Source organism: Aeromonas sp. BIGb0405, assembly GCF_024807335.1.
Taxonomy (GTDB): domain Bacteria; phylum Pseudomonadota; class Gammaproteobacteria; order Enterobacterales; family Aeromonadaceae; genus Aeromonas; species Aeromonas rivuli.
Genome location: NZ_JANUEP010000008.1, coordinates 91,939 through 112,199, shown reverse-complemented (window position 1 = coordinate 112,199; position 20,261 = coordinate 91,939). Strand labels below are relative to the sequence as shown.

Annotated in this window: 33 protein-coding genes; 2 read left to right on the top strand and 31 right to left on the bottom strand. The window is 55.7% G+C overall.

Going from position 1 to position 20,261, the window contains the following annotated elements:
- Window positions 1–153: 153 nt before the first annotated feature.
- The 28 genes from rplQ to rpsJ form a co-directional block, all read right to left on the bottom strand.
- Window positions 154–537: a 50S ribosomal protein L17 gene (rplQ, locus tag M2366_RS16255; protein WP_005307999.1), complete on the bottom strand. Its 384-nt coding sequence runs from the start codon at window positions 535–537 to the stop codon at window positions 154–156.
- A 43-nt stretch (window positions 538–580) separates the two neighbouring features.
- Complete coding sequence (locus M2366_RS16250) at window positions 581–1,570, bottom strand: DNA-directed RNA polymerase subunit alpha (protein WP_005307997.1); 990 nt, start codon at window positions 1,568–1,570, stop codon at window positions 581–583.
- Between the two features lie 25 nt (window positions 1,571–1,595).
- On the bottom strand, window positions 1,596–2,216 hold the full coding sequence (gene rpsD, locus M2366_RS16245; RefSeq protein ID WP_005890929.1) for a 30S ribosomal protein S4: 621 nt from the start codon (window positions 2,214–2,216) through the stop codon (window positions 1,596–1,598).
- Window positions 2,217–2,255: 39 nt separating this feature from the next.
- Complete coding sequence (rpsK, locus tag M2366_RS16240; RefSeq protein WP_005319702.1) at window positions 2,256–2,645, bottom strand: 30S ribosomal protein S11; 390 nt, start codon at window positions 2,643–2,645, stop codon at window positions 2,256–2,258.
- Between the two features lie 14 nt (window positions 2,646–2,659).
- Entirely contained in the window at window positions 2,660–3,016 is a 357-nt protein-coding gene (gene rpsM, locus M2366_RS16235; RefSeq protein ID WP_005307991.1) for a 30S ribosomal protein S13, read from the bottom strand.
- A 139-nt stretch (window positions 3,017–3,155) separates the two neighbouring features.
- Window positions 3,156–3,269, bottom strand: coding sequence for a 50S ribosomal protein L36 (gene rpmJ, locus M2366_RS16230; RefSeq protein ID WP_005319705.1), 114 nt, complete (start codon window positions 3,267–3,269; stop codon window positions 3,156–3,158).
- A gap of 27 nt (window positions 3,270–3,296) precedes the next feature.
- Window positions 3,297–4,625 (bottom strand): preprotein translocase subunit SecY, encoded by a 1,329-nt coding sequence (gene secY / locus M2366_RS16225; protein ID WP_005890927.1) that lies wholly within the window; start codon window positions 4,623–4,625, stop codon window positions 3,297–3,299.
- An 8-nt stretch (window positions 4,626–4,633) separates the two neighbouring features.
- Window positions 4,634–5,071: a 50S ribosomal protein L15 gene (gene rplO, locus M2366_RS16220; protein WP_005890925.1), complete on the bottom strand. Its 438-nt coding sequence runs from the start codon at window positions 5,069–5,071 to the stop codon at window positions 4,634–4,636.
- 2 nt (window positions 5,072–5,073) lie between these two features.
- Complete coding sequence (gene rpmD, locus M2366_RS16215; RefSeq protein ID WP_005307985.1) at window positions 5,074–5,253, bottom strand: 50S ribosomal protein L30; 180 nt, start codon at window positions 5,251–5,253, stop codon at window positions 5,074–5,076.
- A 6-nt stretch (window positions 5,254–5,259) separates the two neighbouring features.
- Complete coding sequence (gene rpsE, locus M2366_RS16210; protein WP_005890922.1) at window positions 5,260–5,760, bottom strand: 30S ribosomal protein S5; 501 nt, start codon at window positions 5,758–5,760, stop codon at window positions 5,260–5,262.
- Window positions 5,761–5,774: 14 nt separating this feature from the next.
- Complete coding sequence (rplR, locus tag M2366_RS16205; RefSeq protein ID WP_005890919.1) at window positions 5,775–6,128, bottom strand: 50S ribosomal protein L18; 354 nt, start codon at window positions 6,126–6,128, stop codon at window positions 5,775–5,777.
- Window positions 6,129–6,137: 9 nt separating this feature from the next.
- Window positions 6,138–6,671, bottom strand: coding sequence for a 50S ribosomal protein L6 (rplF, locus tag M2366_RS16200; protein ID WP_005890917.1), 534 nt, complete (start codon window positions 6,669–6,671; stop codon window positions 6,138–6,140).
- 13 nt (window positions 6,672–6,684) lie between these two features.
- Complete coding sequence (rpsH, locus tag M2366_RS16195; RefSeq protein ID WP_005890915.1) at window positions 6,685–7,077, bottom strand: 30S ribosomal protein S8; 393 nt, start codon at window positions 7,075–7,077, stop codon at window positions 6,685–6,687.
- Between the two features lie 19 nt (window positions 7,078–7,096).
- Window positions 7,097–7,402, bottom strand: a complete 306-nt coding sequence (rpsN, locus tag M2366_RS16190) for a 30S ribosomal protein S14 (protein WP_005319722.1) — start codon at window positions 7,400–7,402, stop codon at window positions 7,097–7,099.
- Window positions 7,403–7,412: 10 nt separating this feature from the next.
- Window positions 7,413–7,952, bottom strand: coding sequence for a 50S ribosomal protein L5 (gene rplE / locus M2366_RS16185; protein ID WP_005890912.1), 540 nt, complete (start codon window positions 7,950–7,952; stop codon window positions 7,413–7,415).
- Between the two features lie 13 nt (window positions 7,953–7,965).
- Window positions 7,966–8,283: a 50S ribosomal protein L24 gene (gene rplX, locus M2366_RS16180; RefSeq protein WP_005890910.1), complete on the bottom strand. Its 318-nt coding sequence runs from the start codon at window positions 8,281–8,283 to the stop codon at window positions 7,966–7,968.
- Between the two features lie 11 nt (window positions 8,284–8,294).
- Window positions 8,295–8,663, bottom strand: coding sequence for a 50S ribosomal protein L14 (gene rplN / locus M2366_RS16175; RefSeq protein WP_005890908.1), 369 nt, complete (start codon window positions 8,661–8,663; stop codon window positions 8,295–8,297).
- A gap of 147 nt (window positions 8,664–8,810) precedes the next feature.
- Window positions 8,811–9,059, bottom strand: coding sequence for a 30S ribosomal protein S17 (gene rpsQ, locus M2366_RS16170; protein WP_005890905.1), 249 nt, complete (start codon window positions 9,057–9,059; stop codon window positions 8,811–8,813).
- Window positions 9,059–9,250, bottom strand: coding sequence for a 50S ribosomal protein L29 (gene rpmC, locus M2366_RS16165; protein ID WP_005319733.1), 192 nt, complete (start codon window positions 9,248–9,250; stop codon window positions 9,059–9,061). Before rpmC ends, rpsQ begins: the two co-directional genes overlap by 1 nt.
- On the bottom strand, window positions 9,250–9,663 hold the full coding sequence (gene rplP, locus M2366_RS16160; protein ID WP_005307963.1) for a 50S ribosomal protein L16: 414 nt from the start codon (window positions 9,661–9,663) through the stop codon (window positions 9,250–9,252). Before rplP ends, rpmC begins: the two co-directional genes overlap by 1 nt.
- A gap of 13 nt (window positions 9,664–9,676) precedes the next feature.
- Window positions 9,677–10,387: a 30S ribosomal protein S3 gene (gene rpsC / locus M2366_RS16155; protein ID WP_005890900.1), complete on the bottom strand. Its 711-nt coding sequence runs from the start codon at window positions 10,385–10,387 to the stop codon at window positions 9,677–9,679.
- Window positions 10,388–10,390: 3 nt separating this feature from the next.
- On the bottom strand, window positions 10,391–10,735 hold the full coding sequence (gene rplV, locus M2366_RS16150) for a 50S ribosomal protein L22 (RefSeq protein ID WP_005890899.1): 345 nt from the start codon (window positions 10,733–10,735) through the stop codon (window positions 10,391–10,393).
- Between the two features lie 10 nt (window positions 10,736–10,745).
- Complete coding sequence (rpsS, locus tag M2366_RS16145) at window positions 10,746–11,024, bottom strand: 30S ribosomal protein S19 (RefSeq protein WP_005307960.1); 279 nt, start codon at window positions 11,022–11,024, stop codon at window positions 10,746–10,748.
- A 22-nt stretch (window positions 11,025–11,046) separates the two neighbouring features.
- Window positions 11,047–11,868: a 50S ribosomal protein L2 gene (gene rplB, locus M2366_RS16140; protein ID WP_042042663.1), complete on the bottom strand. Its 822-nt coding sequence runs from the start codon at window positions 11,866–11,868 to the stop codon at window positions 11,047–11,049.
- A 15-nt stretch (window positions 11,869–11,883) separates the two neighbouring features.
- Entirely contained in the window at window positions 11,884–12,186 is a 303-nt protein-coding gene (gene rplW, locus M2366_RS16135; RefSeq protein ID WP_005319747.1) for a 50S ribosomal protein L23, read from the bottom strand.
- A complete protein-coding gene (rplD, locus tag M2366_RS16130; RefSeq protein ID WP_005890881.1) occupies window positions 12,183–12,788 on the bottom strand; it encodes a 50S ribosomal protein L4 in 606 nt (201 codons plus the stop codon). The genes rplW and rplD overlap by 4 nt, the downstream gene beginning before the upstream one ends.
- A gap of 17 nt (window positions 12,789–12,805) precedes the next feature.
- Entirely contained in the window at window positions 12,806–13,438 is a 633-nt protein-coding gene (gene rplC, locus M2366_RS16125; RefSeq protein ID WP_042042661.1) for a 50S ribosomal protein L3, read from the bottom strand.
- 21 nt (window positions 13,439–13,459) lie between these two features.
- Window positions 13,460–13,771: a 30S ribosomal protein S10 gene (gene rpsJ, locus M2366_RS16120; RefSeq protein WP_005307944.1), complete on the bottom strand. Its 312-nt coding sequence runs from the start codon at window positions 13,769–13,771 to the stop codon at window positions 13,460–13,462.
- A 377-nt stretch (window positions 13,772–14,148) separates the two neighbouring features.
- Between rpsJ and M2366_RS16115 the strand changes: the two genes are divergently transcribed.
- A complete protein-coding gene (locus M2366_RS16115; protein ID WP_259270171.1) occupies window positions 14,149–15,063 on the top strand; it encodes a DMT family transporter in 915 nt (304 codons plus the stop codon).
- 62 nt (window positions 15,064–15,125) lie between these two features.
- Here the strand turns inward: M2366_RS16115 and envZ are convergent, their stop codons facing one another.
- The 3 genes from envZ to greB all read right to left on the bottom strand — a co-directional run bounded on the left by envZ (window position 15,126) and on the right by greB (window position 17,729).
- Complete coding sequence (envZ, locus tag M2366_RS16110; protein WP_042042659.1) at window positions 15,126–16,433, bottom strand: two-component system sensor histidine kinase EnvZ; 1,308 nt, start codon at window positions 16,431–16,433, stop codon at window positions 15,126–15,128.
- Window positions 16,430–17,149, bottom strand: coding sequence for a two-component system response regulator OmpR (ompR, locus tag M2366_RS16105; protein ID WP_005890831.1), 720 nt, complete (start codon window positions 17,147–17,149; stop codon window positions 16,430–16,432). Before ompR ends, envZ begins: the two co-directional genes overlap by 4 nt.
- 67 nt (window positions 17,150–17,216) lie before the next feature.
- Complete coding sequence (gene greB / locus M2366_RS16100; protein ID WP_259270170.1) at window positions 17,217–17,729, bottom strand: transcription elongation factor GreB; 513 nt, start codon at window positions 17,727–17,729, stop codon at window positions 17,217–17,219.
- Window positions 17,730–17,823: 94 nt separating this feature from the next.
- Between greB and M2366_RS16095 the strand changes: the two genes are divergently transcribed.
- Window positions 17,824–20,151, top strand: coding sequence for a Tex family protein (locus M2366_RS16095; protein WP_259270169.1), 2,328 nt, complete (start codon window positions 17,824–17,826; stop codon window positions 20,149–20,151).
- Window positions 20,152–20,261: the final 110 nt, after the last annotated feature.

The window sequence follows — 20,261 nt, the reverse complement described above, 5'->3', positions numbered from 1 at the left end:
GCAGTTGAGGCAGTTGAGGCAGTTGAGGCAGTTGAGGCAGTTGAGGCAGTTGAGGCAGTTGAGGCAGTTGAGGCAGTTGAGGCAGTTGAGGCAGTTGAGGCAGTATCAGGTTCCATTAAAAGAAAAGCCGGGACAAGCCCGGCTTTTTCTTTATCACTCAGCAGCTGCTTCAGCAGCGGCCGGGCGGTCTACCAGCTCGATGTAAGCCATCGGAGCGTTGTCGCCGGCACGGAAACCGCATTTCAAAATGCGAGTATAACCGCCGGCGCGCTCCAGGTAGCGCGGGCCCAGTTCATTGAACAGCTTAGCCACAATCGCGTTGTCGCGAGTGCGGGCAAATGCCAGACGACGATTAGCAACGCTATCGGTCTTGGCAAGGGTGATCAGCGGTTCAACGACACGACGCAGCTCTTTTGCCTTAGGCAGAGTCGTCTTGATGATCTCATGACGAACCAGGGAGCTGGCCATGTTGCGGAACATAGCCTGACGATGGCTGCTGTTCCGGTTCAGTTGACGACCACTCAAACGATGGCGCATGACCTTATCCTTCTAACTAAATCTGTGAAACCCGTAATCTGGATTACTCGTCAGCGATGCTGGCGGGCGGCCAATTCTCAAGGCGCATGCCAAGAGACAGACCACGGGAGGCCAACACATCCTTGATCTCAGTCAGGGACTTCTTACCGAGGTTGGGAGTCTTAAGCAACTCAACCTCGGTACGCTGTACCAGATCACCAATATAGTGGATAGCTTCTGCCTTCAGACAGTTCGCAGAACGAACTGTCAGCTCCAAATCATCGACAGGACGCAGCAGGATCGGATCGAACTCGGGTTTCTCTTCTTTCTTCTCGGGCACGCTGACATCGCGCAGATCCACGAAGGCTTCCAGTTGCTCAGCCAGAATAGTGGCAGAGCGACGGATAGCTTCTTCAGGATCCAGAGTACCATTGGTCTCCATGTCGATAACCAGCTTGTCCAAGTCGGTACGCTGTTCCACACGTGCTGCCTCAACATTGTAGGCAATACGAACGATGGGGCTGAACGCAGAGTCCAGCAACAGGCGACCGATAGGACGCTCTTCATCATCGTTGTGAACACGAGCAGAAGCAGGCACATAACCACGACCGCGCTGAACTTTCAGGCGCATGCTGATCTCAGCATTGGCACCAGTCAGGTGGCAGATTACGTGCTCCGGGTTAACAATCTCGACTTCATCACCGTGAGTGATATCACCTGCGGTAACGGGGCCTGTTCCAGACTTGGTCAGGGACAGAGTTACCTCGTCCTTGCCTTCCAGCTTCACAGCGATACCTTTCAGGTTGAGCAGGATTTCAAGAATGTCTTCCTGTACACCTTCTTTGCTGCTGTACTCATGCAGCACGCCGTCGATCTCGACTTCTGTGACTGCACAACCGGGCATAGATGACAGCAAAATACGACGCAGGGCGTTACCCAGCGTGTGACCAAAACCACGCTCAAGTGGCTCAAGAGTCACTTTTGCGTGAGTCGGGCTAACTTGCTCGATGTCAACTAGCCGCGGCTTAAGAAAATCTGTTACAGAACCCAGCATTGTGTCCTCTCTTTAGAAGCTAGCTTTACTTGGAGTAAAGCTCGACGATCAGCTGCTCGTTAATGTCGGCAGACAGGTCAGAACGCTCTGGCAGGCGCTTGAAGGCACCTTCCATTTTAGCGGTATCAACCTCTACCCAAGTCGGCTTCTCACGCTGACCAGCAACTTCCAGGGAAGCTTTGATACGCGCTTGCTTCTTAGCCTTCTCACGAACGCAGATCACGTCCTCAGGGGAAACCTGGAAAGAAGGAATGTTAACAACGCGACCGTTTACCAGGATAGCCTTGTGGCTCACCAGCTGACGTGATTCAGCGCGGGTAGCGCCAAAGCCCATGCGATAAACGACGTTATCCAAACGACCTTCCAGCAGCTGCAACAGGTTTTCGCCGGTGTTGCCTTTTTGACGGGCAGCATCGCGGTAGTAGTTGCGGAACTGTTTTTCCAACACGCCGTAGATACGACGAACTTTTTGTTTCTCGCGCAGTTGCACGCCGTAGTCAGACAGACGCGCTTTACGCGCACCGTGTTGACCAGGAGCAGTGTCAATCTTGCACTTGGAATCTATCGCACGAACACCTGACTTCAGGAAGAGGTCGGTGCCCTCACGACGGCTAAGCTTAAGCTTAGGACCGATATATCTTGCCATCTTCTTTCTCCAACAATCCTAGACCAATAAGCAACAGCGTTATACGCGGCGCTTCTTGGGAGGACGACAACCGTTGTGCGGGATCGGAGTCACATCAGTAATATTAGTGATGCGGAAACCAGCCGCGTTCAGCGCGCGGATGGAGGACTCACGACCGGGACCCGGACCTTTGACCATGACTTCCAGGTTCTTCACGCCGTATTCTTTGGCGATCTCACCAGCACGCTCAGCAGCTACCTGGGCAGCAAACGGAGTGGACTTACGGGAACCACGGAAACCTGAACCACCAGAGGTAGCCCATGACAGAGCATTGCCCTGACGGTCAGTAATGGTCACGATTGTGTTGTTGAAAGATGCATGAACGTGTGCAATACCGTCGCTCACTTGCTTTTTAACGCGCTTGCGAGCACGAGTCGGAGTTTTAGCCATTTTCTACCTTCCCGTTACTTCTTGATAGCCTTGCGCGGACCCTTACGGGTACGAGCATTGGTCTTGGTACGTTGACCACGAACAGGCAGGCTACGACGGTGACGCAAACCACGGTAGCAACCCAGATCCATCAAGCGTTTGATGTTCATGGATATCTGACGACGCAAGTCACCTTCAACGGTGAATTTACCTACTTGCTCGCGCAGACTCTCGATCTGAGCTTCGTCCAAGTCTTTAATTTTCACATTCTCAGCGATACCGGCTGCGGCACAAATGGCCTTGGAGCGGGTACGACCGACGCCATAAATCGCAGTCAACGCAATGACTGCATGCTTATGGTCAGGAATGTTAATGCCAGCGATACGGGCCACTGTTCACTCCTACATAGAGTAGATAACGACCACCACAAAGCCCGTGAGCGGATACGTGGCGGTCAACCAATACACAACAAAAGTTGGCTGGCTATATTAGCCAGCACAACTGTTTGTTGCAAGTCCTAACCGTAAAAAATTAGCCTTGGCGCTGTTTATGCTTTGGCTCGCTGCAAATCACACGCACCACACCGTGACGCTTGATGATTTTGCAGTTACGGCAGATTGCCTTAACGGAAGCACGAACTTTCATTGCTTAACTCCGTAACTACGCCGACCTTTAGCGGCCGTAGCCCTTCAGGTTGGCCTTCCTCAGGACGTCGCCATATTGATGAGACATCATATGGGTTTGTACCTGAGCCATGAAGTCCATGATAACCACCACGATAATCAGCAGCGAAGTGCCGCCGAAATAGAACTGTACGTTCCAGGCAGTCATCAGGAACTGGGGTACCAGACAGATAAAGGTTATATAGAGTGCACCTGCCAATGTCAGGCGAGTCATAACCTTATCGATATAACGTGCTGTCTGCTCGCCCGGGCGGATCCCCGGGATAAAGGCTCCACTCTTCTTCAGGTTGTCTGCCGTCTCGCGTGGATTGAACACCAACGCAGTATAGAAGAAACAGAAGAAGATAATGGCTGCTGCATACAGCATCTCATACAAGGGCTGACCCGGCTGCAGGACCATAGAGACCTGCTGCAGAACGTCTGCTACCTTGCCCTCGCCCTGACCAAACCATGAGGTGATGGTCCCTGGGAAGAGGATGATACTGGATGCGAAAATCGCAGGAATCACACCGGCCATATTCACTTTCAATGGCAGGTGCGTGCTTTGCGCGGCAAATACCTGGCGGCCTTGTTGACGTTTTGCATAGTTAACGACGATACGACGCTGACCACGCTCTACGAACACCACAAAGTAAGTCACTGCGAAAACAATCAAGCCCAGCAACAACAACAGCAGGATGTGCAATTCCCCTTGACGTGCCTGTTCGGCCGTAGCACCAATGGCATGAGGCAGCCCAGCAACGATCCCGGTGAAAATAATCAACGAGATGCCGTTACCGATACCACGCTCGGTAATCTGTTCACCTAACCACATTAAAAACATGGTGCCGGTAACCAGACTCACAACCGCCGTGAAATAGAAGCCCAAACCCGGATGAGTCACGAGTCCTTGCATCATATTCGGCAGACCGGTTGCGATACCAATGGCCTGGAAGGTTCCCAAAATCAATGTACCCCAGCGGGTATACTGATTGATCTTGCGACGGCCGGATTCACCTTCTTTCTTGAGTTCAGCAAGAGCGGGATGAACCACGGTCAGTAACTGGATGATGATCGACGCCGAAATGTACGGCATGATCCCCAACGCAAGAATAGAAGCACGCGAGAGTGCACCACCACTGAACATGTTGAACATCTCAATGATGGTGCCCTTCTGTTGCTGGAACAACTCGGCCAGTACGGCGGCGTCAATACCAGGAATCGGCACATAAGAGCCTGCACGGAAAACGATAATCGCCCCGAGAACGAAGAGCAGACGGCTCTTCAGTTCGCTCAGACCACCCTGCGCTTTAACATCCAATCCTGGTTTCTTAGCCATTGTACTGATTATTCCTCGATTTTACCGCCAGCGGCCTCGATGGCTGCACGTGCACCTTTGGTGACGGACACACCACGAACGGTCACAGCACGGTCAATGTTGCCAGACAGAACAATTTTAGCGAAAACGATGTTCTTAGTCAGAACGCCGGCTTGCTTCAAAGTGCTCACATCGACCACATCACCTTCTACCATGGCGATTTCGTTCAGACGCACTTCGGCAGAAACCAAAGATTTGCGAGAGAAGAAACCGAACTTCGGCAGACGGATTTTCAAAGGCATCTGGCCGCCTTCGAAACCAGCGCGGACTTTACCGCCACCGGAACGAGAGGTCTGACCTTTAACACCACGACCACCAGTCTTGCCCAGACCAGAACCAATACCACGGCCTGGACGGTGCTTGACAGACTTAGAGCCTGGGGCCGGAGACAGAGTGTTCAGACGCATGCTTAGCCCTCCACCTTAACCATGTAGTAAACCTGGTTGATCATACCACGGACGCAAGGAGTATCCTCCAGCTCAACGGTGTGACCAATGCGACGCAGACCCAGACCACGCAGAGTCGCCTTATGCTTAGGCAGACGGCCGATAGAGCTGCGCGTTTGAGTTACTTTTACAGTGTTAGCCATGTCGCATTACCCCAGAATTTCTTCAACGCGCAGACCACGCTTGGCAGCGATCTGGGCCGGGGATTGACCCTGTACCAGAGCGTCTACAGTTGCGCGAACAACGTTGATCGGGTTAGTGGAACCGTAGGTCTTTGCCAGCACGTTGTGGATACCAGCAACTTCCAGCACAGCACGCATGGCGCCGCCTGCAATGATACCAGTACCTTCAGAGGCCGGCTTCATGAACACGGTGGAACCGGAGTGAACGCCTTGCACCGGGTGGTGCAGAGTGCCATTGTTCAGTTCTACCTTGCTCAGGTTACGTTTAGCCTGTTCCATCGCTTTTTGAATAGCGGCGGGAACTTCACGGGCCTTACCGTAACCGTAACCTACACGGCCGTTACCATCACCCACCACGGTCAACGCGGTGAAGGACATGATACGACCACCTTTAACAGTTTTCGAAACACGGTTTACTGCAATCAGCTTTTCTTGCAGTTCGCCGGCTTGAGATTCGACTTTAGCCATCTTCGACTCCTAGCTTAGAACTGAAGACCAGCGTCACGAGCAGCGGTAGCCAGAGCGGCTACACGACCGTGATACTTGAAACCGGAACGATCGAAAGATACGTTCTGAATGCCTTTGGCGATAGCTCGCTCAGCGATAGCTTTACCGACTGCGGTAGCTGCATCTGCATTACCGGAGTACTTGATTGCTTCACTGATGGCTTTCTCTACTGTGGAAGCAGAGGCCAGAACTTCGGAACCGTTGGCTGCGATTACCTGCGCGTAGATATGACGCGGGGTACGGTGAACAACCAGACGGGTTGCTCCCAGTTCCTGCATCTTCTTCCGAGCACGAGTAGCACGACGGAGACGAGCTGCTTTCTTGTCCATAGTGTTACCTTACTTCTTCTTAGCTTCTTTAGTACGCACTTGCTCGTTGGCATAGCGTACACCCTTGCCCTTGTAGGGCTCCGGAGCGCGGTAAGCACGGATATCGGCGGCGACTTGGCCAACCATCTGCTTGTCTACACCACGGAGAATGATCTCAGTAGCAGTAGGACACTCAGCGGTCACACCAGCCGGCAGCGCATGCTCAACCGGGTGAGAGAAGCCCAGGGCCAGCGCGACAGCATTGCCCTTGATGGAGGCTTTATAACCTACACCAACCAGCTGCAGCTTACGCTCGAAGCCTTGGGTAACACCGATTACCATGTTGTTGACCAATGCACGTGCAGTACCAGCCTGAGCGTCGGCACCAGTGGAGCCGTCGCGCGGGGCGAACTTGAGTACATTGTCTTCTTTGGTCACTTCTACACCGGCGTGAATAGAACGAACCAGGGAACCTTTACCACCTTTGATGGACAGTTCCTGACCGTTCAGAGTCACCTCTACGCCAGCAGGAATAGTGACGGGTGCCTTAGCAACACGAGACATATCCTACCTCCTATTAAGCGACGTAGCAGATGATCTCACCGCCCATGCAAGCTTTACGAGCTGCACGGTCAGTCATCACACCTTTAGACGTGGACACGATAGCAACACCGAGACCGCCCATAACTTTCGGCAGGTCAGTAGTGCGCTTATAAATACGCAGGCCGGGACGGCTTACGCGTTGGATCAGTTCTACAACCGGTTTGCCCTGGAAATATTTCAGTTCAATTTCCAGTTCCGGTTTCACATCGCCAGCTACGGAGTAGCCAGTGATGTAACCTTCTTCTTTCAGCACGTGGGCGATAGCCACTTTCAGCTTGGAAGAAGGCATGGAAACCGCAACTTTGCTCGCCGCTTGACCGTTACGGATGCGGGTCAGCATGTCCGCGATCGGATCTTGCATGCTCATAGTCTAACTCCCGAGATTCTTACCAAGAGGCCTTTTTGAGACCTGGAATTTCGCCCTTCATGGCATGCTCACGCACCTTGATGCGAGACAGGCCAAACTTGCGCAGGAAACCGTGCGGACGACCAGTAATATTGCAACGGTTACGCTGGCGGGACGGACTGGAATCACGGGGCAGCTGTTGCAGTTGCAAGACAGCATCCCAACGCGCTTCTTCAGAAGCGTTCATATCAACGATGATAGCTTTCAGCTCGGTTCGCTTAGTGGCGAACTTGGCTACCAGCTTCGCACGCTTTGCTTCACGTGCTTTCATGGATGTTTTAGCCATAACCCTAACCTTACTTGCGGAATGGGAAGTTAAAGGCAGCCAGCAGAGCACGGCCTTCTTCATCGGTATTCGCGGAAGTGGTGATGGTGATATCCAGACCACGGACGCGATCGACTTTGTCATAGTCGATTTCCGGGAAGATGATTTGCTCACGCACGCCCATGGAGTAGTTACCACGACCATCGAACGCTTTAGCATTCAGGCCACGGAAGTCACGGATACGCGGTACGGAGATGCAAATCAGCCGTTCCAGGAACTCCCACATACGCTCGCCACGCAGGGTTACTTTACAACCTATCGGGTAGCCTTCACGAATCTTGAAGCCCGCAACAGATTTGCGAGCTTTGGTGATCAGCGGCTTCTGACCGGAAATGGCAGCCATATCGGCAGCAGCATTTTCCAGCAGTTTCTTATCAGAAATCGCCTCACCAACACCCATGTTCAGGGTGATTTTCTCGATCCGAGGGACTTGCATGATCGTCTTGTAACCGAACTGCTTTGACAGTTCTTGTGCTACATCGGATCTGTAGTAATCATGCAGTTTCGCCATCGTTAAACTCCAATTACTTCACAAGTTCGCCGGTAGACTTGAAGAAACGAACTTTTTTGCCGTCTTCAATCCGGAAACCAACACGGTCAGCCTTGCCAGTGGCAGAGTTGAACAGTGCTACATTTGAAACATCGAGGGGGGCTTCTTTGGTGACGATACCGCCAGCCTGACCCAAAGCGGGTACCGGCTTCTGGTGTTTCTTCACCTGGTTGATGCCTTCCACGAGAACCTTACCTTTAGCAATCAGAACTTGAGTGACTTTGCCACGCTTGCCCTTGTCTTTGCCGGTAAGAACTATCACTTCGTCTTCGCGACGGATTTTAGCTGCCATCGTTCGACTCCTTACAGTACTTCGGGTGCCAGGGACACAATCTTCATGAACTTCTCATTACGGAGTTCACGGGTCACCGGGCCAAAAATACGAGTACCGATTGGCTGTTGGTTGCCGTTAAGCAAAACAGCCGCATTGTTGTCGAAACGGATGACTGAGCCGTCCGGACGACGAACGCCTTTACGGGTGCGTACGACCACCGCGTTATATACATCACCTTTCTTCACTTTACCGCGAGGAATGGCTTCCTTGATGGAAACTTTGATGATGTCGCCGATGCCGGCATAACGGCGGTGCGAGCCACCCAGAACCTTAATACACATTACACTGCGAGCGCCGGAGTTGTCGGCTACACCCAGCATACTTTGCATCTGGATCATTTTAGTGCTCCGCTTTGTTTACTTCTTATCCCTTACGGGATCTGGCTGCCTTCAAAAGGCGCGAAACTATAACACAGAGAAATTGGAAAAGGTAGCCTAAAAAACAAACGGCCCCCGATGGGGGCCGTTTGGACTACAAAAGGCTGATTAAGCCTTTTCCAGGATCCCGACCAGGGTCCAAGACTTGGTCTTGGACAGCGGACGGCACTCGCGGATTTCCACGAGATCGCCAGCTTTACACTCGTTGGTCTCATCGTGTACGTGCAGCTTGGTAGTGCGCTTGATGATCTTACCGTAGATCGGGTGCTTTACCTTGCGCTCGATAGCGACGGTGATGGATTTATCCATCTTGTCGCTAATTACACGACCTTGCAGAGTACGGATTTTGTCAGTCATTACGCACCTGCCTTCTCAGTCAGTACAGTCTTGATACGTGCGACGTCACGACGCACTTGCTTCAGAGTGTGAGTCTGAGCCAGTTGGCCAGTGGAAGCTTGCATGCGCATGTTGAATTGCTCACGCAGCAGACCCAGCAGCTCCTGGTTCAGTTCATCGACGCTCTTTTGACGCAGATCTTGAGCTTTCATCACATCACCGTCTTAATTACGAAAGTGGTCTGAACGGACAGCTTAGCAGCGGCCAGGGCGAATGCTTCACGGGCCAGAGCCTCGGGAACACCGTCCATCTCGTACAGAACCTTGCCAGGTTGGATCGGGCATACCCAGTATTCGACGTTACCCTTACCTTTACCCATACGAACTTCGAGGGGCTTTTCGGTAATGGGTTTGTCCGGGAACACACGGATCCAGATTTTACCCTGACGCTTGACGTGACGGGTCATGGCACGACGGGCTGCTTCGATTTGACGAGCAGTCAGTTGACCACGGGATGTCGCCTTCAGGCCAAAGGTACCGAAGGATACTTCGTTACCAGAGTTGGCCAGACCGCGGTTACGACCCTTATGGGTCTTGCGGAATTTAGTACGCTTTGGTTGCAACATTTACCGAATCTCCTTACTTACCGCGGCGTTTGTTATCGCGCTTGGGCTTCGCAGGAGCTTGCTCTTGAGCAGCGGCAGCATTAACTGCAGCCAGACCACCCAGAACTTCGCCCTTGAAGATCCAAACCTTAACGCCGATCACACCGTAGGTGGTGTGGGCTTCAGAAGTTGCGTAGTCGATGTCGGCACGCAGGGTGTGCAAAGGCACACGACCTTCACGGTACCATTCGGTACGCGCGATTTCAGCGCCGCCCAGACGACCAGACACTTCCACTTTGATGCCCTTGGCACCCAGGCGCATTGCGTTTTGTACGGCGCGCTTCATAGCACGACGGAACATTACGCGACGTTCCAGTTGGGAAGTGATGCTGTCAGCAACAAGTTTGCCATCCAGCTCCGGCTTGCGGACTTCGGAAATGTTGATCTGTGCAGGCACGCCAGCGATAGCGGCGACAGCTTTGCGCAGTTTCTCAACGTCTTCGCCTTTCTTGCCGATCACGACACCCGGACGAGCAGTGTGAATGGTCACACGGATGCTCTTGGCCGGACGCTCGATGGTGATCTTGGACAAGGAAGCGTTTTTCAGCTCCTTGGTCAGGAACTGGCGTACTTGGAAATCGCTGTACAGGTTGTCAGCGAAGTCTTTGGTGTTCGCGAACCAGGTAGAATTCCAAGGCTTGGTAATACCCAGGCGAATGCCATTAGGATGTACTTTCTGACCCATTGCTTATCTCCCAGCCTTAGCGTCGGATACCACTACAGTGATGTGAGCGGTACGCTTGAGGATACGATCCGCGCGACCTTTGGCACGAGGACGGATGCGCTTCATGGAGGGACCTTCGTCGACCATGATAGTAGCAACACGCAGGGCGTCGATATCGGCGCCTTCGTTGTGCTCAGCGTTTGCAATGGCAGATTCCAGCACCTTCTTCACCAGCACTGCAGCCTTTTTCGGGCTGAAGGTCAGGAGAGTCAGAGCCTTGTCTACGGACAGACCACGTACTTGATCGGCTACCAGACGAGCTTTCTGGGCAGAAGTACGGGCATAACGGTGTTTAGCGATAGCTTCCATCATTTATCCCTTAGCGCTTCTTAGCCTTCTTATCAGCAGCATGGCCGCGATAAGTACGAGTCGGTGCGAATTCACCCAGTTTGTGACCGATCATTTCTTCGGTAACGAAAACCGGAACGTGCTGACGACCATTATGGACAGCGATGGTCAAACCGATCATGTTCGGGATGATCATTGAGCGACGGGACCAGGTTTTAACCGGCTTTTTATCCCCGCTTTCCACCGCTTTCTCTACCTTCTTCAGCAAGTGCAGGTCAATAAATGGACCCTTCTTGAGAGAACGTGGCATGGTGATTCCTCTATGTTAACAATTACTTGTTACGACGACGTACGATGTACTTGTCGGTACGCTTGTTCTTACGGGTCTTGAAGCCCTTAGCCTTCTGGCCCCAAGGGGACACAGGCTGCATGCCCTTGTTACGACCTTCACCACCACCGTGCGGGTGATCAACCGGGTTCATCGCCATACCGCGAACGGTCGGACGAATACCACGCCAGCGGTTGGCACCGGCTTTACCCAGTTGACGCAACATGTGCTCGGAGTTACCCACTTCGCCGATGGTAGCGCGGCACTCGGACAGAACTTTACGTACTTCGCCGGAACGCAGACGCAGAGTTACATAGTTACCTTCACGCGCCAGGATCTGGATGAAAGTACCAGCGGAACGAGCCAGCTGGGCACCTTTACCAGGTTTCATCTCAACGGCGTGAACGGTAGAACCGACCGGGATGTTGCGCATCGGCAGGGAGTTACCCACCTTGATGGCAGCATCAGCACCAGAAGCGATCGGATCGCCAGCTTTCAGGCCTTTCGGGGCCAGGATGTAACGACGCTCACCGTCTGCATACAACACCAGGGCGATGTTAGCGGTACGGTTAGGATCGTATTCCAGACGCTCTACTTTGGCAGGAATGCCGTCTTTGTCGCGTTTGAAGTCGACGATACGGTAATGCTGCTTGTGACCACCACCGATATGACGGGTAGTGATACGACCGTTGTTGTTACGACCACCGGACTTGCTTTTGCTGTCCAGCAGAGCGGCGAAGGGCTTGCCCTTGTACAGCTCTTGGTTGACGATCTTAACGACGTGGCGGCGGCCCGGAGAAGTAGGCTTGCACTTAACGATTGCCATTTTTCAGAACTCCTCTTACTCGGCTGCGCCCATGAAGTCGATGTCCTGACCAGCTTTCAGGGTCACATAAGCCTTTTTCCAATCGGAACGACGGCCTACACGCGCACCTGAGCGCTTGGTCTTACCCTTCATGTTCAGGGTACGGACGGTCTCAACTTCGACCTCGAACAGTTTCGCAACTGCAGCTTTGACTTCCGCCTTGGTGGCGTCGACAGCAATTTTGAACACGATAGTGTTCTGCTTCTCGGCGACCATGGTGCTCTTTTCAGAGATATGCGGAGCCTTCAGAACTTTCAACAGACGCTCTTCGCGGATCATGCCAGCATCTCCTCGATTTGCTTAACTGCATCAGCAGTCATCAGAACCTTGTCGAAAGCGATCAAGCTGACGGGGTCGATACCGGCTACGTCACGCACATCGACCTTGTACAGGTTGCGAGCGGCGAGGAACAGGTTCTCATCGACTTCAGCAGTCACGATCAGAACGTCTTTCAGTTCCATCTCTTTCAGCTTGGCGATCAGTTCTTTGGTCTTCGGCGCTTCGATGCCGAATTTCTCGACAACGATCAGGCGCTCTTGACGTACCAGCTCGGACAGGATGCTACGGATAGCGCCGCGGTACATCTTCTTGTTTACTTTTTGGCTGTGATCTTGCGGCTTAGCAGCAAAAGTCACACCACCGGAACGCCAAATAGGCGAACGGATGGAGCCAGCACGGGCACGACCAGTACCCTTCTGACGCCACGGCTTTTTGCCGCCACCAGACACTTCAGAGCGAGTCAGCTGCGCGCGAGTACCCTGACGGGCACCTGCGGCATATGCAACGACGACCTGGTGAACCAGAGCTTCGTTGAATTCGCGCCCGAAGGTAGTCTCGGAAACTTCAAGAGCGCTCTTGGCGTCTTTCATTACCAATTCCATTACTATCTCCTCAGACGTTACGCTTTAACGGCAGGTTTGACGATCACGTTGCCGTTGGTAGCACCCGGTACTGCACCTTTGATGAGCAGCAGGTTGCGTTCAGCGTCAACACGAACCAGTTCCAGGTTCTGAGTCGTTACACGCTCAGCTCCCATGTGACCAGCCATCTTTTTGCCCTTGAATACCTTACCCGGGGATTGGTTCTGACCGATAGAACCCGGAGCGCGGTGAGACAAGGAGTTACCGTGGGTCATATCCTGGGTGCGGAAGTTCCAGCGCTTAACAGTACCGGCAAAACCTTTACCCTTGGATGTGCCAGTAACATCTACCAGCTTAACGTCAGCGAAAAGATCTACTTTCAACTCGCCGCCAACAGTGAAAGTTTCACCGTTGTTCAGACGGAATTCCCACAGACCACGACCGGCTTCTACACCAGCTTTGGCGAAGTGGCCCGCTTCCGGCTTGGTCACACGGCTGGCTTTTTTGGCGCCAGTGGTAACCTGAATAGCGTTGTAGCCATCGGTTTCTACAGATTTGACCTGAGTTACACGGTTAGCTTCAACTTCGATAACAGTCACCGGGATAGAAACGCCATCTTCAGTGAAGATGCGAGTCATACCCACTTTGCGACCTACAAGACCGATTGTCATTGTTATCAATCCTTTCCGTAATTAGCCCAGGCTGATCTGGACGTCTACACCGGCTGCCAGATCCAGACGCATCAGGGCGTCTACGGTCTTGTCAGTCGGCTCAACGATGTCTACCAGACGCTTGTGAGTGCGGATCTCGTACTGATCACGCGCATCTTTGTTGACGTGCGGGGAGATCAGGACGGTGAAGCGCTCTTTGCGAGTCGGCAGCGGGATAGGACCGCGAACCTGCGCGCCAGTGCGCTTTGCAGTTTCAACGATTTCCGCTGTGGACTGATCTATCAGACGATGATCAAAAGCCTTCAGGCGAATACGGATTCTTTGGTTCTGCATTGACAGAGCTCCAATAGATAAAAGAACATAAATCAACACCGCCCGACTGGGAATTATCCCGCCAGAGGTGTGATTATTCACGTTTCCCCCCATATCGGGAGGACTGTAAGGCTGGCGACTCGTAAACGGGAAGCTCAGCATGCAGACATATCGTCTGGCTTACCTCATGGGTAAGCGGGGGGAATTATACGGATATTTTCAATTGGCGCAAGCTGACTCGTGCAGATAGTGCGCAATTTTTACCCGCAATGGTTCTCCCCGGAGACCCAGACCTCCGGACTGCCGCCAATCTCATCCAGCTAACGACAGTAGCGAGGTCAGACTGCTAGACTGCGGAGCCAATTGCCCCTTCAGCTGGTCATGCAAGGATCTGCAGTATGTTGAAAAATCAGAAGAGAGCCTATCAATACGGTCTGTGCGCCGTGGCACTCTGGTCCACGGTTGCCACCGCCTTCAAGCTGTCGCTGCGTTACTTCGAGCCGGTACAACTGCTACTGGTCGCCGCCCTCACCTCGACCCTGGCTCTGGGTGCCCTGGTGCTCAAACAGGGCAAGCTACCGCTGCTGGGGCTCTACTTGCGAGAGCGCCCTCTCTATTATCTGGCGCTGGGCACTCTCAATCCTTTCCTCTATTACCTGCTGTTGTTCAAAGCCTATGACCTGCTGCCGGCGCAACAGGCGCAGACCATCAACTACACCTGGGCCATCACCTTGAGTCTGCTGGCCGTGCCCTTTCTCGGCCAGAAGCTGCGCCGCCGGGATGGGGTGGCCATACTGCTCGGCTACTTCGGCGCCCTGGTGATCGCCACCAAGGGTGATCTGCTCGGCCTGCAGTTCGACAGCCCGCTCGGCGTGGGGCTGGCATTGCTCTCTACCCTGATCTGGGCGGGCTACTGGATCCTCAACACCCGTAATCAGGGGGATCCCATCGTCAGTCTGTTGCTCGGCTTCCTGCTCAGCCTGCCGCTCATTCTGGTGGCGACCTGGTGGCTGGCCGACTTCCGCATGACCGCCTGGCAAGGCTGGGCTGGCGCCATCTATGTCGGGCTGTTCGAGATGGGCTTTGGCTTCGTGCTCTGGTTGATGGCCATGCGCAGTGCCACGGACACGGCGCCGCTCAGCAATCTTATCTTCATCTCCCCCTTCGCCTCCCTGATCCTGCTCAACCTGCTGATCGGCGAGGAGATACATCCGGCCACCCCCATAGGCCTGGCTCTCATCGTCATCGCCTTGCTGGTGCAGCAGCTCAAATACGGCAAACGCTACCGCCAACCAGCCACGCCAGATGCCTGAGCAAGATCCCGGATAACAGAGAGGGGGCCATTGGCCCCCTCTCTGTCTCTAGATTGACCCCATTAGTCAACCCACTCCAGGGGCTGCTGTTTGGGCAGGCGGATCTCGACCAGCAAGCCGTCCCACATCGAGACGCCGAGCCGCAATGTGCCGTGGTGCTGCGCCACTATCTTGGCGACGATGGCGAGCCCCAGGCCACTGCCCCCTCCGGTGCGCGCCAGGCTGCCCTGAGTGAAGGGTTTGAGCACCCGCTGATAATCTCCCTCCGGGATGCCCGGGCCATCATCGGACAGCCGCAGGCGGACCCAGTGACCATCGTCCCTCAGCTCAGCATGTACCCGACTGGCACCATAACGCTGAGCATTACCGCACAGATTATTGAGCACCCGGCGCAAGCCAAGGGGGTGGCACTCGACCAGCACGGCCTCGGTTGGCAGGGCCAGCTCCAATTCCAGTCCCTGATCCCCCTGCAGCAGCAGCACATCGTGGATCAGCTGGGTCAGGTCGGTGGTCCGGGTTTCGACCTCGCCAGCCGGTCTTATGTAGTCGATGAACTGATCGATGATGGCATTGGTTTCATCGATGTCGGCGTTGATGCTTTCCTTGAGTCCCTCTTCCCGGGACGACATCATCTCGGTGGCGAGGCGGATGCGGGTGAGCGGGGTGCGCAGATCGTGGGAGACGCCAGCCATCATCAGGTTACGCTCCTCGATCAGATCCTTGATGGAATGGGACATGTGGTTGAAGCTGCGGGTCAGCCGGCGCAGCTCCCGCGAGCCCTTCTCGGGCAGTGCATCGGGGAATTGCCCCCTTGCCACGGCGACAGCCCCCGCCTCCAGCGCCTCGAGCGGGCGCATCAACTGACGGGCAAAATGCCAGGCGCCAAACAGCACCACCACCAGCAATATGCTCAGATAAAGGAGCAGTGGCTGAATGTCGTCATCATCTATCTCGGTGAGCGGCACCCGCAGCCAGATCTCGCTCGCCTGGGGCGGCTGGATCCAGATGATGTAGTGATCCTGGATCTCCACCCGGACCTGGGCCGGGCCGCCCAGCTCATGACTGATCCCCTCCTCCAGATATTCATAACGCTTGGCCATCTTCAGGCCGTGCTGCTCAGCCTCGTGCTGACTGTAAATATCGATGCCCGTCGCCATGTGGACCAGGGCCTCAGCTTCATCGGGCAGGGTACCGTCCAGTTCGGCGGGGAAGATGAGCTTGACCTGATTGGCCAGCAGGTGGCTGATCTGCTTGACCGTGGGCTCCAGCAGATAGTTGTAGAAGGCGGCATAGGAGACCAGCTGATAGACCAACAGCACCGAGCCCAGAAACCAGAGGGTACGGGAGAACATGCTGGTCGTGCGCCTCATCGGCTCTCTCCGTCCGGTACAAACACATAGCCCAGACCCCAGACGGTCTGCAGATACCTGGGTTGGGCCGGATCCTGCTCCAGCAAGCGGCGCAGGCGCGACACCTGCACATCGATGCTGCGCTCGGTGGCGGTATATTCGCGGCCACGGGCCAGATTCATCAACTTGTCACGGGATAGCGGCTCACGGGGATGACTGACCAGCACCTTGAGCACGGCGAACTCGCCGCTGGTCAGGGAGAGGGGCTCATGGTCCCGGGTCAGCTCCCGGGTCGCGAGATCGAGGCGGTAGGCACCAAAGCTGACGACCTTCTCGGTGGCGGAGGGGGCACCTGGCAGCTCCACCTGATGGCGGCGCAGCACGGCACGGATCCGGGCCAGCAATTCCCGCGGGTTGAACGGCTTGGGCAGATAGTCATCGGCGCCCATCTCCAGGCCGACGATGCGATCGACCTCGTCCCCCTTGGCGGTGAGCATCAACACCGGGATCTGGTTGCCCGCTTCGCGCAGACGGCGACAGATGGAGAGGCCATCTTCCCCAGGCAGCATGAGATCGAGCACCATCAGGCTGAAGTTCTCCCGCGCCAGCAGGCGATCGGCCTGCTCACCATTGGCGACGCCGCGCACCCCGAACCCCTGTTCGCTCAGATAACGCTCCAGCAGGGCCCGCAGCTTGAGGTCATCATCGACCACCAACACCTTGTATTGCTGACTCATTTTGCCTCTCCTTACCCATGAGGGGTCATCCTAGGCGCTTGCCCTGCCCCGGCCAAGACGAAAAGTGTTACCGGTTATTGCTTGGGAGCGTTGCCCGCGCCTCGAAGGGGCTGTAACGGATTTCGTTGATATACCAGAACTGCAAGCCGGACGGCGTGCTCACCTCCACCTCGTCATCGACCTGTTTCTTGAGCAGGGCACGCGCCAGGGGGGAGTCCACGCTGAGTTTGCCTTCAGAGAGGTTGAACTCGTCGGGCCCCACCAATCGATAGCGCACCCGCTGACCGGCTTCATCTTCCAGCTCAACCCAGGCGCCGAAGAAGACCCGCCCCTCCTGCTGGGGGCTGGGATCCACTATGGTGAGGGCATCGAGCCGCTTGCCAAGAAAGCGCAGCCGCCGGTCTATTTCCCGCAGTCGCTTCTTGCCATAGATGTACTCGGCATTCTCCGATCGGTCGCCGAGGGCCGCGGCCTCAGACACCGCCTGCGTCACCCTGGGCCGATCCTCCTTCCAGAGGGTCTTGAATTCCCGATCCAGTTCGAGCCACCCTTCACGGGTGATATAATCGCTTTTTTTCATCTTTACATGTCCTTGCCACTTGGGTTCTATTCTAACCCCGCGTGGAGTGGGCCCGCGAGCCGCCAACCAGTGACCATGGAGACCCAGAGCACAGATGCAAACCATAGAACGACAGATAGCCAGCGAGCTGAATGCCCGGCCACAGCAGGTACAAGCCGCCATCCGCCTGCTGGACGAAGGGGCCACTGTGCCCTTCATCGCCCGCTACCGCAAGGAGGTCACCGACGGGCTGGATGACAGCCAGTTACGTACTCTGGAGACCCGGCTCGGTTATCTGCGCGAACTGGAAGAGAGGCGCCAGGTGATCCTCAACTCCGTCAAGGAGCAGGGCAAGCTGACCCCGGAACTGGCCCGTGCTTTGGGCGAGGCCGATACCAAGACCCGCCTCGAAGATCTCTACCTGCCCTACAAACCCAAACGCCGCACCAAGGGGCAGATGGCCATAGAGGCGGGGCTGGAACCCCTGGCCGATCGCCTGTTCGCCAATCCCAATCTGGATCCCGAGCGAGAGGCCGCCGCCTTTATCAATATCGAGGCTGGCATAGCCGATACCAAGGCGTCCCTCGACGGTGCCCGCTACATCTTGATGGAACGCTTCGCGGAGCAAGCTCCCCTGCTCGCCCGGCTGCGCGATTATCTGTGGCACAACGCCACCCTGCGCGCCCGGCTGGTCGAGGGCAAGGAGCAGGAGGGAGCCAAGTTCAAGGACTACTTCGAACATGACGAACCGCTGCACAAGGCCCCCTCCCATCGGGTGCTGGCCATGTTGCGCGGCCGCAACGAAGGGATGCTCAATCTGGCGCTGATAGTGGGTGAGGATGAGGCCAGCCACCCCTGCGAGGGCATCATCGCCCAGCAGGTTGGCGTCAAGGCCCAGGGCCGTCCCGCCGACAAGTGGCTGCAAGGGGTGGTGAGCTGGACCTGGCGCATCAAACTCTCCTTGCAGATGGAGACCGAGCTCATCGGCCAAGTCCGCGAACAGGCCGAAGAAGAGGCGATCAAGGTGTTCGCCATGAATCTCCAGGATCTGCTGATGGCGGCGCCGGCCGGCATGCGTTGCACCATGGGGCTGGATCCCGGTATCCGCACCGGGGTCAAGGTGGCGGTGGTCGACGCCACCGGCAAGCTGGTCGATAGCGCCACCATCTATCCCTTCGAGCCGAGAAAGCAGGTGGAACAGAGCCTGGCCACCCTGCGCGATCTCTGCGTCAAACATAAGGTAGAGCTGGTCAGCATCGGCAATGGCACCGCCTCCCGCGAGACGGATCGCCTGACGGCTGAACTGTTCAAACGCTACCCGGAGGCGCGCGCGCAGCAGATCGTGGTCAGCGAGGCGGGTGCCTCCGTCTACTCCGCCTCCGAGCTCGCCTCCCAGGAGTTTCCGGATCTTGATGTCTCCATCCGCGGCGCCGTCTCCATCGCCCGCCGCCTGCAAGATCCCCTGGCCGAGCTGGTCAAGATAGATCCCAAGAGCATAGGGGTGGGCCAGTACCAGCATGATGTCGGTCAGAGCCAGCTGGCCCGCAAGCTCGATGCCGTGGTGGAAGATTGCGTGAACGCGGTCGGTGTGGATGTGAATACCGCCTCGGTACCGTTGCTGACCCGGGTCTCCGGCCTCTCCCAGACCCTGGCCCAGAACATAGTGGCTTACCGTGATGAACATGGCGCCTTCAAGAGCCGCCAACAGTTGCTCAAGGTGAGTCGACTCGGCCCCAAGGCGTTCGAGCAGTGTGCTGGTTTCCTGCGCATTCGTGGCGGCACTCATCCCCTCGATGGCTCGGCGGTGCATCCAGAGTCTTACCCTGTGGTTGAGCGGATCCTGGCGCAGCTCCAGCAGGCGGTAGATGACCTGCTCGGCAACGGCCCCCTGCTACGTAGCCTCAAGCCAGCCGACTATGTCGATGACAAATTCGGGGTGCCGACTGTCACCGATATCATTGGCGAGCTGGACAAGCCGGGCCGGGATCCCCGTCCCGAGTTCAAGACCGCCACCTTCAAGGAGGGGGTGGAGAAGATAAGCGACCTGCAACCCGAGATGGTGCTGGAAGGGGTGGTCACCAATGTCACCAATTTCGGGGCCTTCGTCGACATAGGGGTCCATCAGGATGGCCTGGTGCATATCAGCTCCCTGACCGATCGCTTCATCAAGGATCCCCGGGAAGTGGTCAAGACAGGGGATGTGGTCAGGGTCAAGGTGCTGGAGGTGGATGCCCCCCGCAAACGCATCAGCCTGACCATGCGCCTGGATCAGCAGGCCGGCGATCAGGGGGGACGCAAGCCCAGAGCAGAGGCAAACGACCGGGCGGCACCCCGGGGGCAAGCTGCCAAACCGGCTCGCCCCCCACAGCAAGACAGCAAACCGGCCGAGAGTGCCGCCTTCGGCAACGCCTTTGCGGCCGCGTTTGCCAAGGCTAAAAAATAGCGCCTCAAATGCCCGGATAAACAAGAAGCCCCGCGAGGGGCTTCTTGTTATTGGGGATCTCCCCTTCTCTGCCGCTATCCCGTGCAGAGCATCAGGCTCAAGGAGCCCTG

What these genes read in the sequence shown, in the direction of transcription:
- rplQ (WP_005307999.1), bottom strand. Translation starts at nt 537, where the DNA reads ATGCGCCATCGTTTGAGTGGTCGTCAACTGAACCGGAACAGCAGCCAT.
- rplE (WP_005890912.1), bottom strand. Translation starts at nt 7,952, where the DNA reads ATGGCGAAACTGCATGATTACTACAGATCCGATGTAGCACAAGAACTG.
- M2366_RS16250 (WP_005307997.1), bottom strand. Translation starts at nt 1,570, where the DNA reads ATGCTGGGTTCTGTAACAGATTTTCTTAAGCCGCGGCTAGTTGACATC.
- rplV (WP_005890899.1), bottom strand. Translation starts at nt 10,735, where the DNA reads ATGGAAGCTATCGCTAAACACCGTTATGCCCGTACTTCTGCCCAGAAA.
- rplB (WP_042042663.1), bottom strand. Translation starts at nt 11,868, where the DNA reads ATGGCAATCGTTAAGTGCAAGCCTACTTCTCCGGGCCGCCGCCACGTC.
- rplD (WP_005890881.1), bottom strand. Translation starts at nt 12,788, where the DNA reads ATGGAATTGGTAATGAAAGACGCCAAGAGCGCTCTTGAAGTTTCCGAG.
- rplO (WP_005890925.1), bottom strand. Translation starts at nt 5,071, where the DNA reads ATGCGTCTGAACACTCTGTCTCCGGCCCCAGGCTCTAAGTCTGTCAAG.
- rpsH (WP_005890915.1), bottom strand. Translation starts at nt 7,077, where the DNA reads ATGAGCATGCAAGATCCGATCGCGGACATGCTGACCCGCATCCGTAAC.
- rplW (WP_005319747.1), bottom strand. Translation starts at nt 12,186, where the DNA reads ATGATCCGCGAAGAGCGTCTGTTGAAAGTTCTGAAGGCTCCGCATATC.
- greB (WP_259270170.1), bottom strand. Translation starts at nt 17,729, where the DNA reads ATGAAAAAAAGCGATTATATCACCCGTGAAGGGTGGCTCGAACTGGAT.
- rpsQ (WP_005890905.1), bottom strand. Translation starts at nt 9,059, where the DNA reads ATGACTGACAAAATCCGTACTCTGCAAGGTCGTGTAATTAGCGACAAG.
- rplX (WP_005890910.1), bottom strand. Translation starts at nt 8,283, where the DNA reads ATGGCAGCTAAAATCCGTCGCGAAGACGAAGTGATAGTTCTTACCGGC.
- rpsD (WP_005890929.1), bottom strand. Translation starts at nt 2,216, where the DNA reads ATGGCAAGATATATCGGTCCTAAGCTTAAGCTTAGCCGTCGTGAGGGC.
- rpsK (WP_005319702.1), bottom strand. Translation starts at nt 2,645, where the DNA reads ATGGCTAAAACTCCGACTCGTGCTCGCAAGCGCGTTAAAAAGCAAGTG.
- rplR (WP_005890919.1), bottom strand. Translation starts at nt 6,128, where the DNA reads ATGGACAAGAAAGCAGCTCGTCTCCGTCGTGCTACTCGTGCTCGGAAG.
- rpsS (WP_005307960.1), bottom strand. Translation starts at nt 11,024, where the DNA reads ATGCCACGTTCTCTCAAGAAGGGTCCATTTATTGACCTGCACTTGCTG.
- secY (WP_005890927.1), bottom strand. Translation starts at nt 4,625, where the DNA reads ATGGCTAAGAAACCAGGATTGGATGTTAAAGCGCAGGGTGGTCTGAGC.
- envZ (WP_042042659.1), bottom strand. Translation starts at nt 16,433, where the DNA reads ATGAGGCGCACGACCAGCATGTTCTCCCGTACCCTCTGGTTTCTGGGC.
- rplC (WP_042042661.1), bottom strand. Translation starts at nt 13,438, where the DNA reads ATGACAATCGGTCTTGTAGGTCGCAAAGTGGGTATGACTCGCATCTTC.
- rplP (WP_005307963.1), bottom strand. Translation starts at nt 9,663, where the DNA reads ATGTTGCAACCAAAGCGTACTAAATTCCGCAAGACCCATAAGGGTCGT.
- M2366_RS16115 (WP_259270171.1), top strand. Translation starts at nt 14,149, where the DNA reads ATGTTGAAAAATCAGAAGAGAGCCTATCAATACGGTCTGTGCGCCGTG.
- rpsE (WP_005890922.1), bottom strand. Translation starts at nt 5,760, where the DNA reads ATGGCTAAAGTCGAATCTCAAGCCGGCGAACTGCAAGAAAAGCTGATT.
- M2366_RS16095 (WP_259270169.1), top strand. Translation starts at nt 17,824, where the DNA reads ATGCAAACCATAGAACGACAGATAGCCAGCGAGCTGAATGCCCGGCCA.
- rpsJ (WP_005307944.1), bottom strand. Translation starts at nt 13,771, where the DNA reads ATGCAGAACCAAAGAATCCGTATTCGCCTGAAGGCTTTTGATCATCGT.
- rpmC (WP_005319733.1), bottom strand. Translation starts at nt 9,250, where the DNA reads ATGAAAGCTCAAGATCTGCGTCAAAAGAGCGTCGATGAACTGAACCAG.
- ompR (WP_005890831.1), bottom strand. Translation starts at nt 17,149, where the DNA reads ATGAGTCAGCAATACAAGGTGTTGGTGGTCGATGATGACCTCAAGCTG.
- rpmJ (WP_005319705.1), bottom strand. Translation starts at nt 3,269, where the DNA reads ATGAAAGTTCGTGCTTCCGTTAAGGCAATCTGCCGTAACTGCAAAATC.
- rplN (WP_005890908.1), bottom strand. Translation starts at nt 8,663, where the DNA reads ATGATCCAGATGCAAAGTATGCTGGGTGTAGCCGACAACTCCGGCGCT.
- rpmD (WP_005307985.1), bottom strand. Translation starts at nt 5,253, where the DNA reads ATGGCTAACACTGTAAAAGTAACTCAAACGCGCAGCTCTATCGGCCGT.
- rpsN (WP_005319722.1), bottom strand. Translation starts at nt 7,402, where the DNA reads ATGGCTAAAACATCCATGAAAGCACGTGAAGCAAAGCGTGCGAAGCTG.
- rpsC (WP_005890900.1), bottom strand. Translation starts at nt 10,387, where the DNA reads ATGGGTCAGAAAGTACATCCTAATGGCATTCGCCTGGGTATTACCAAG.
- rplF (WP_005890917.1), bottom strand. Translation starts at nt 6,671, where the DNA reads ATGTCTCGTGTTGCTAAGGCACCCGTCACTATTCCTGCTGGCGTAGAG.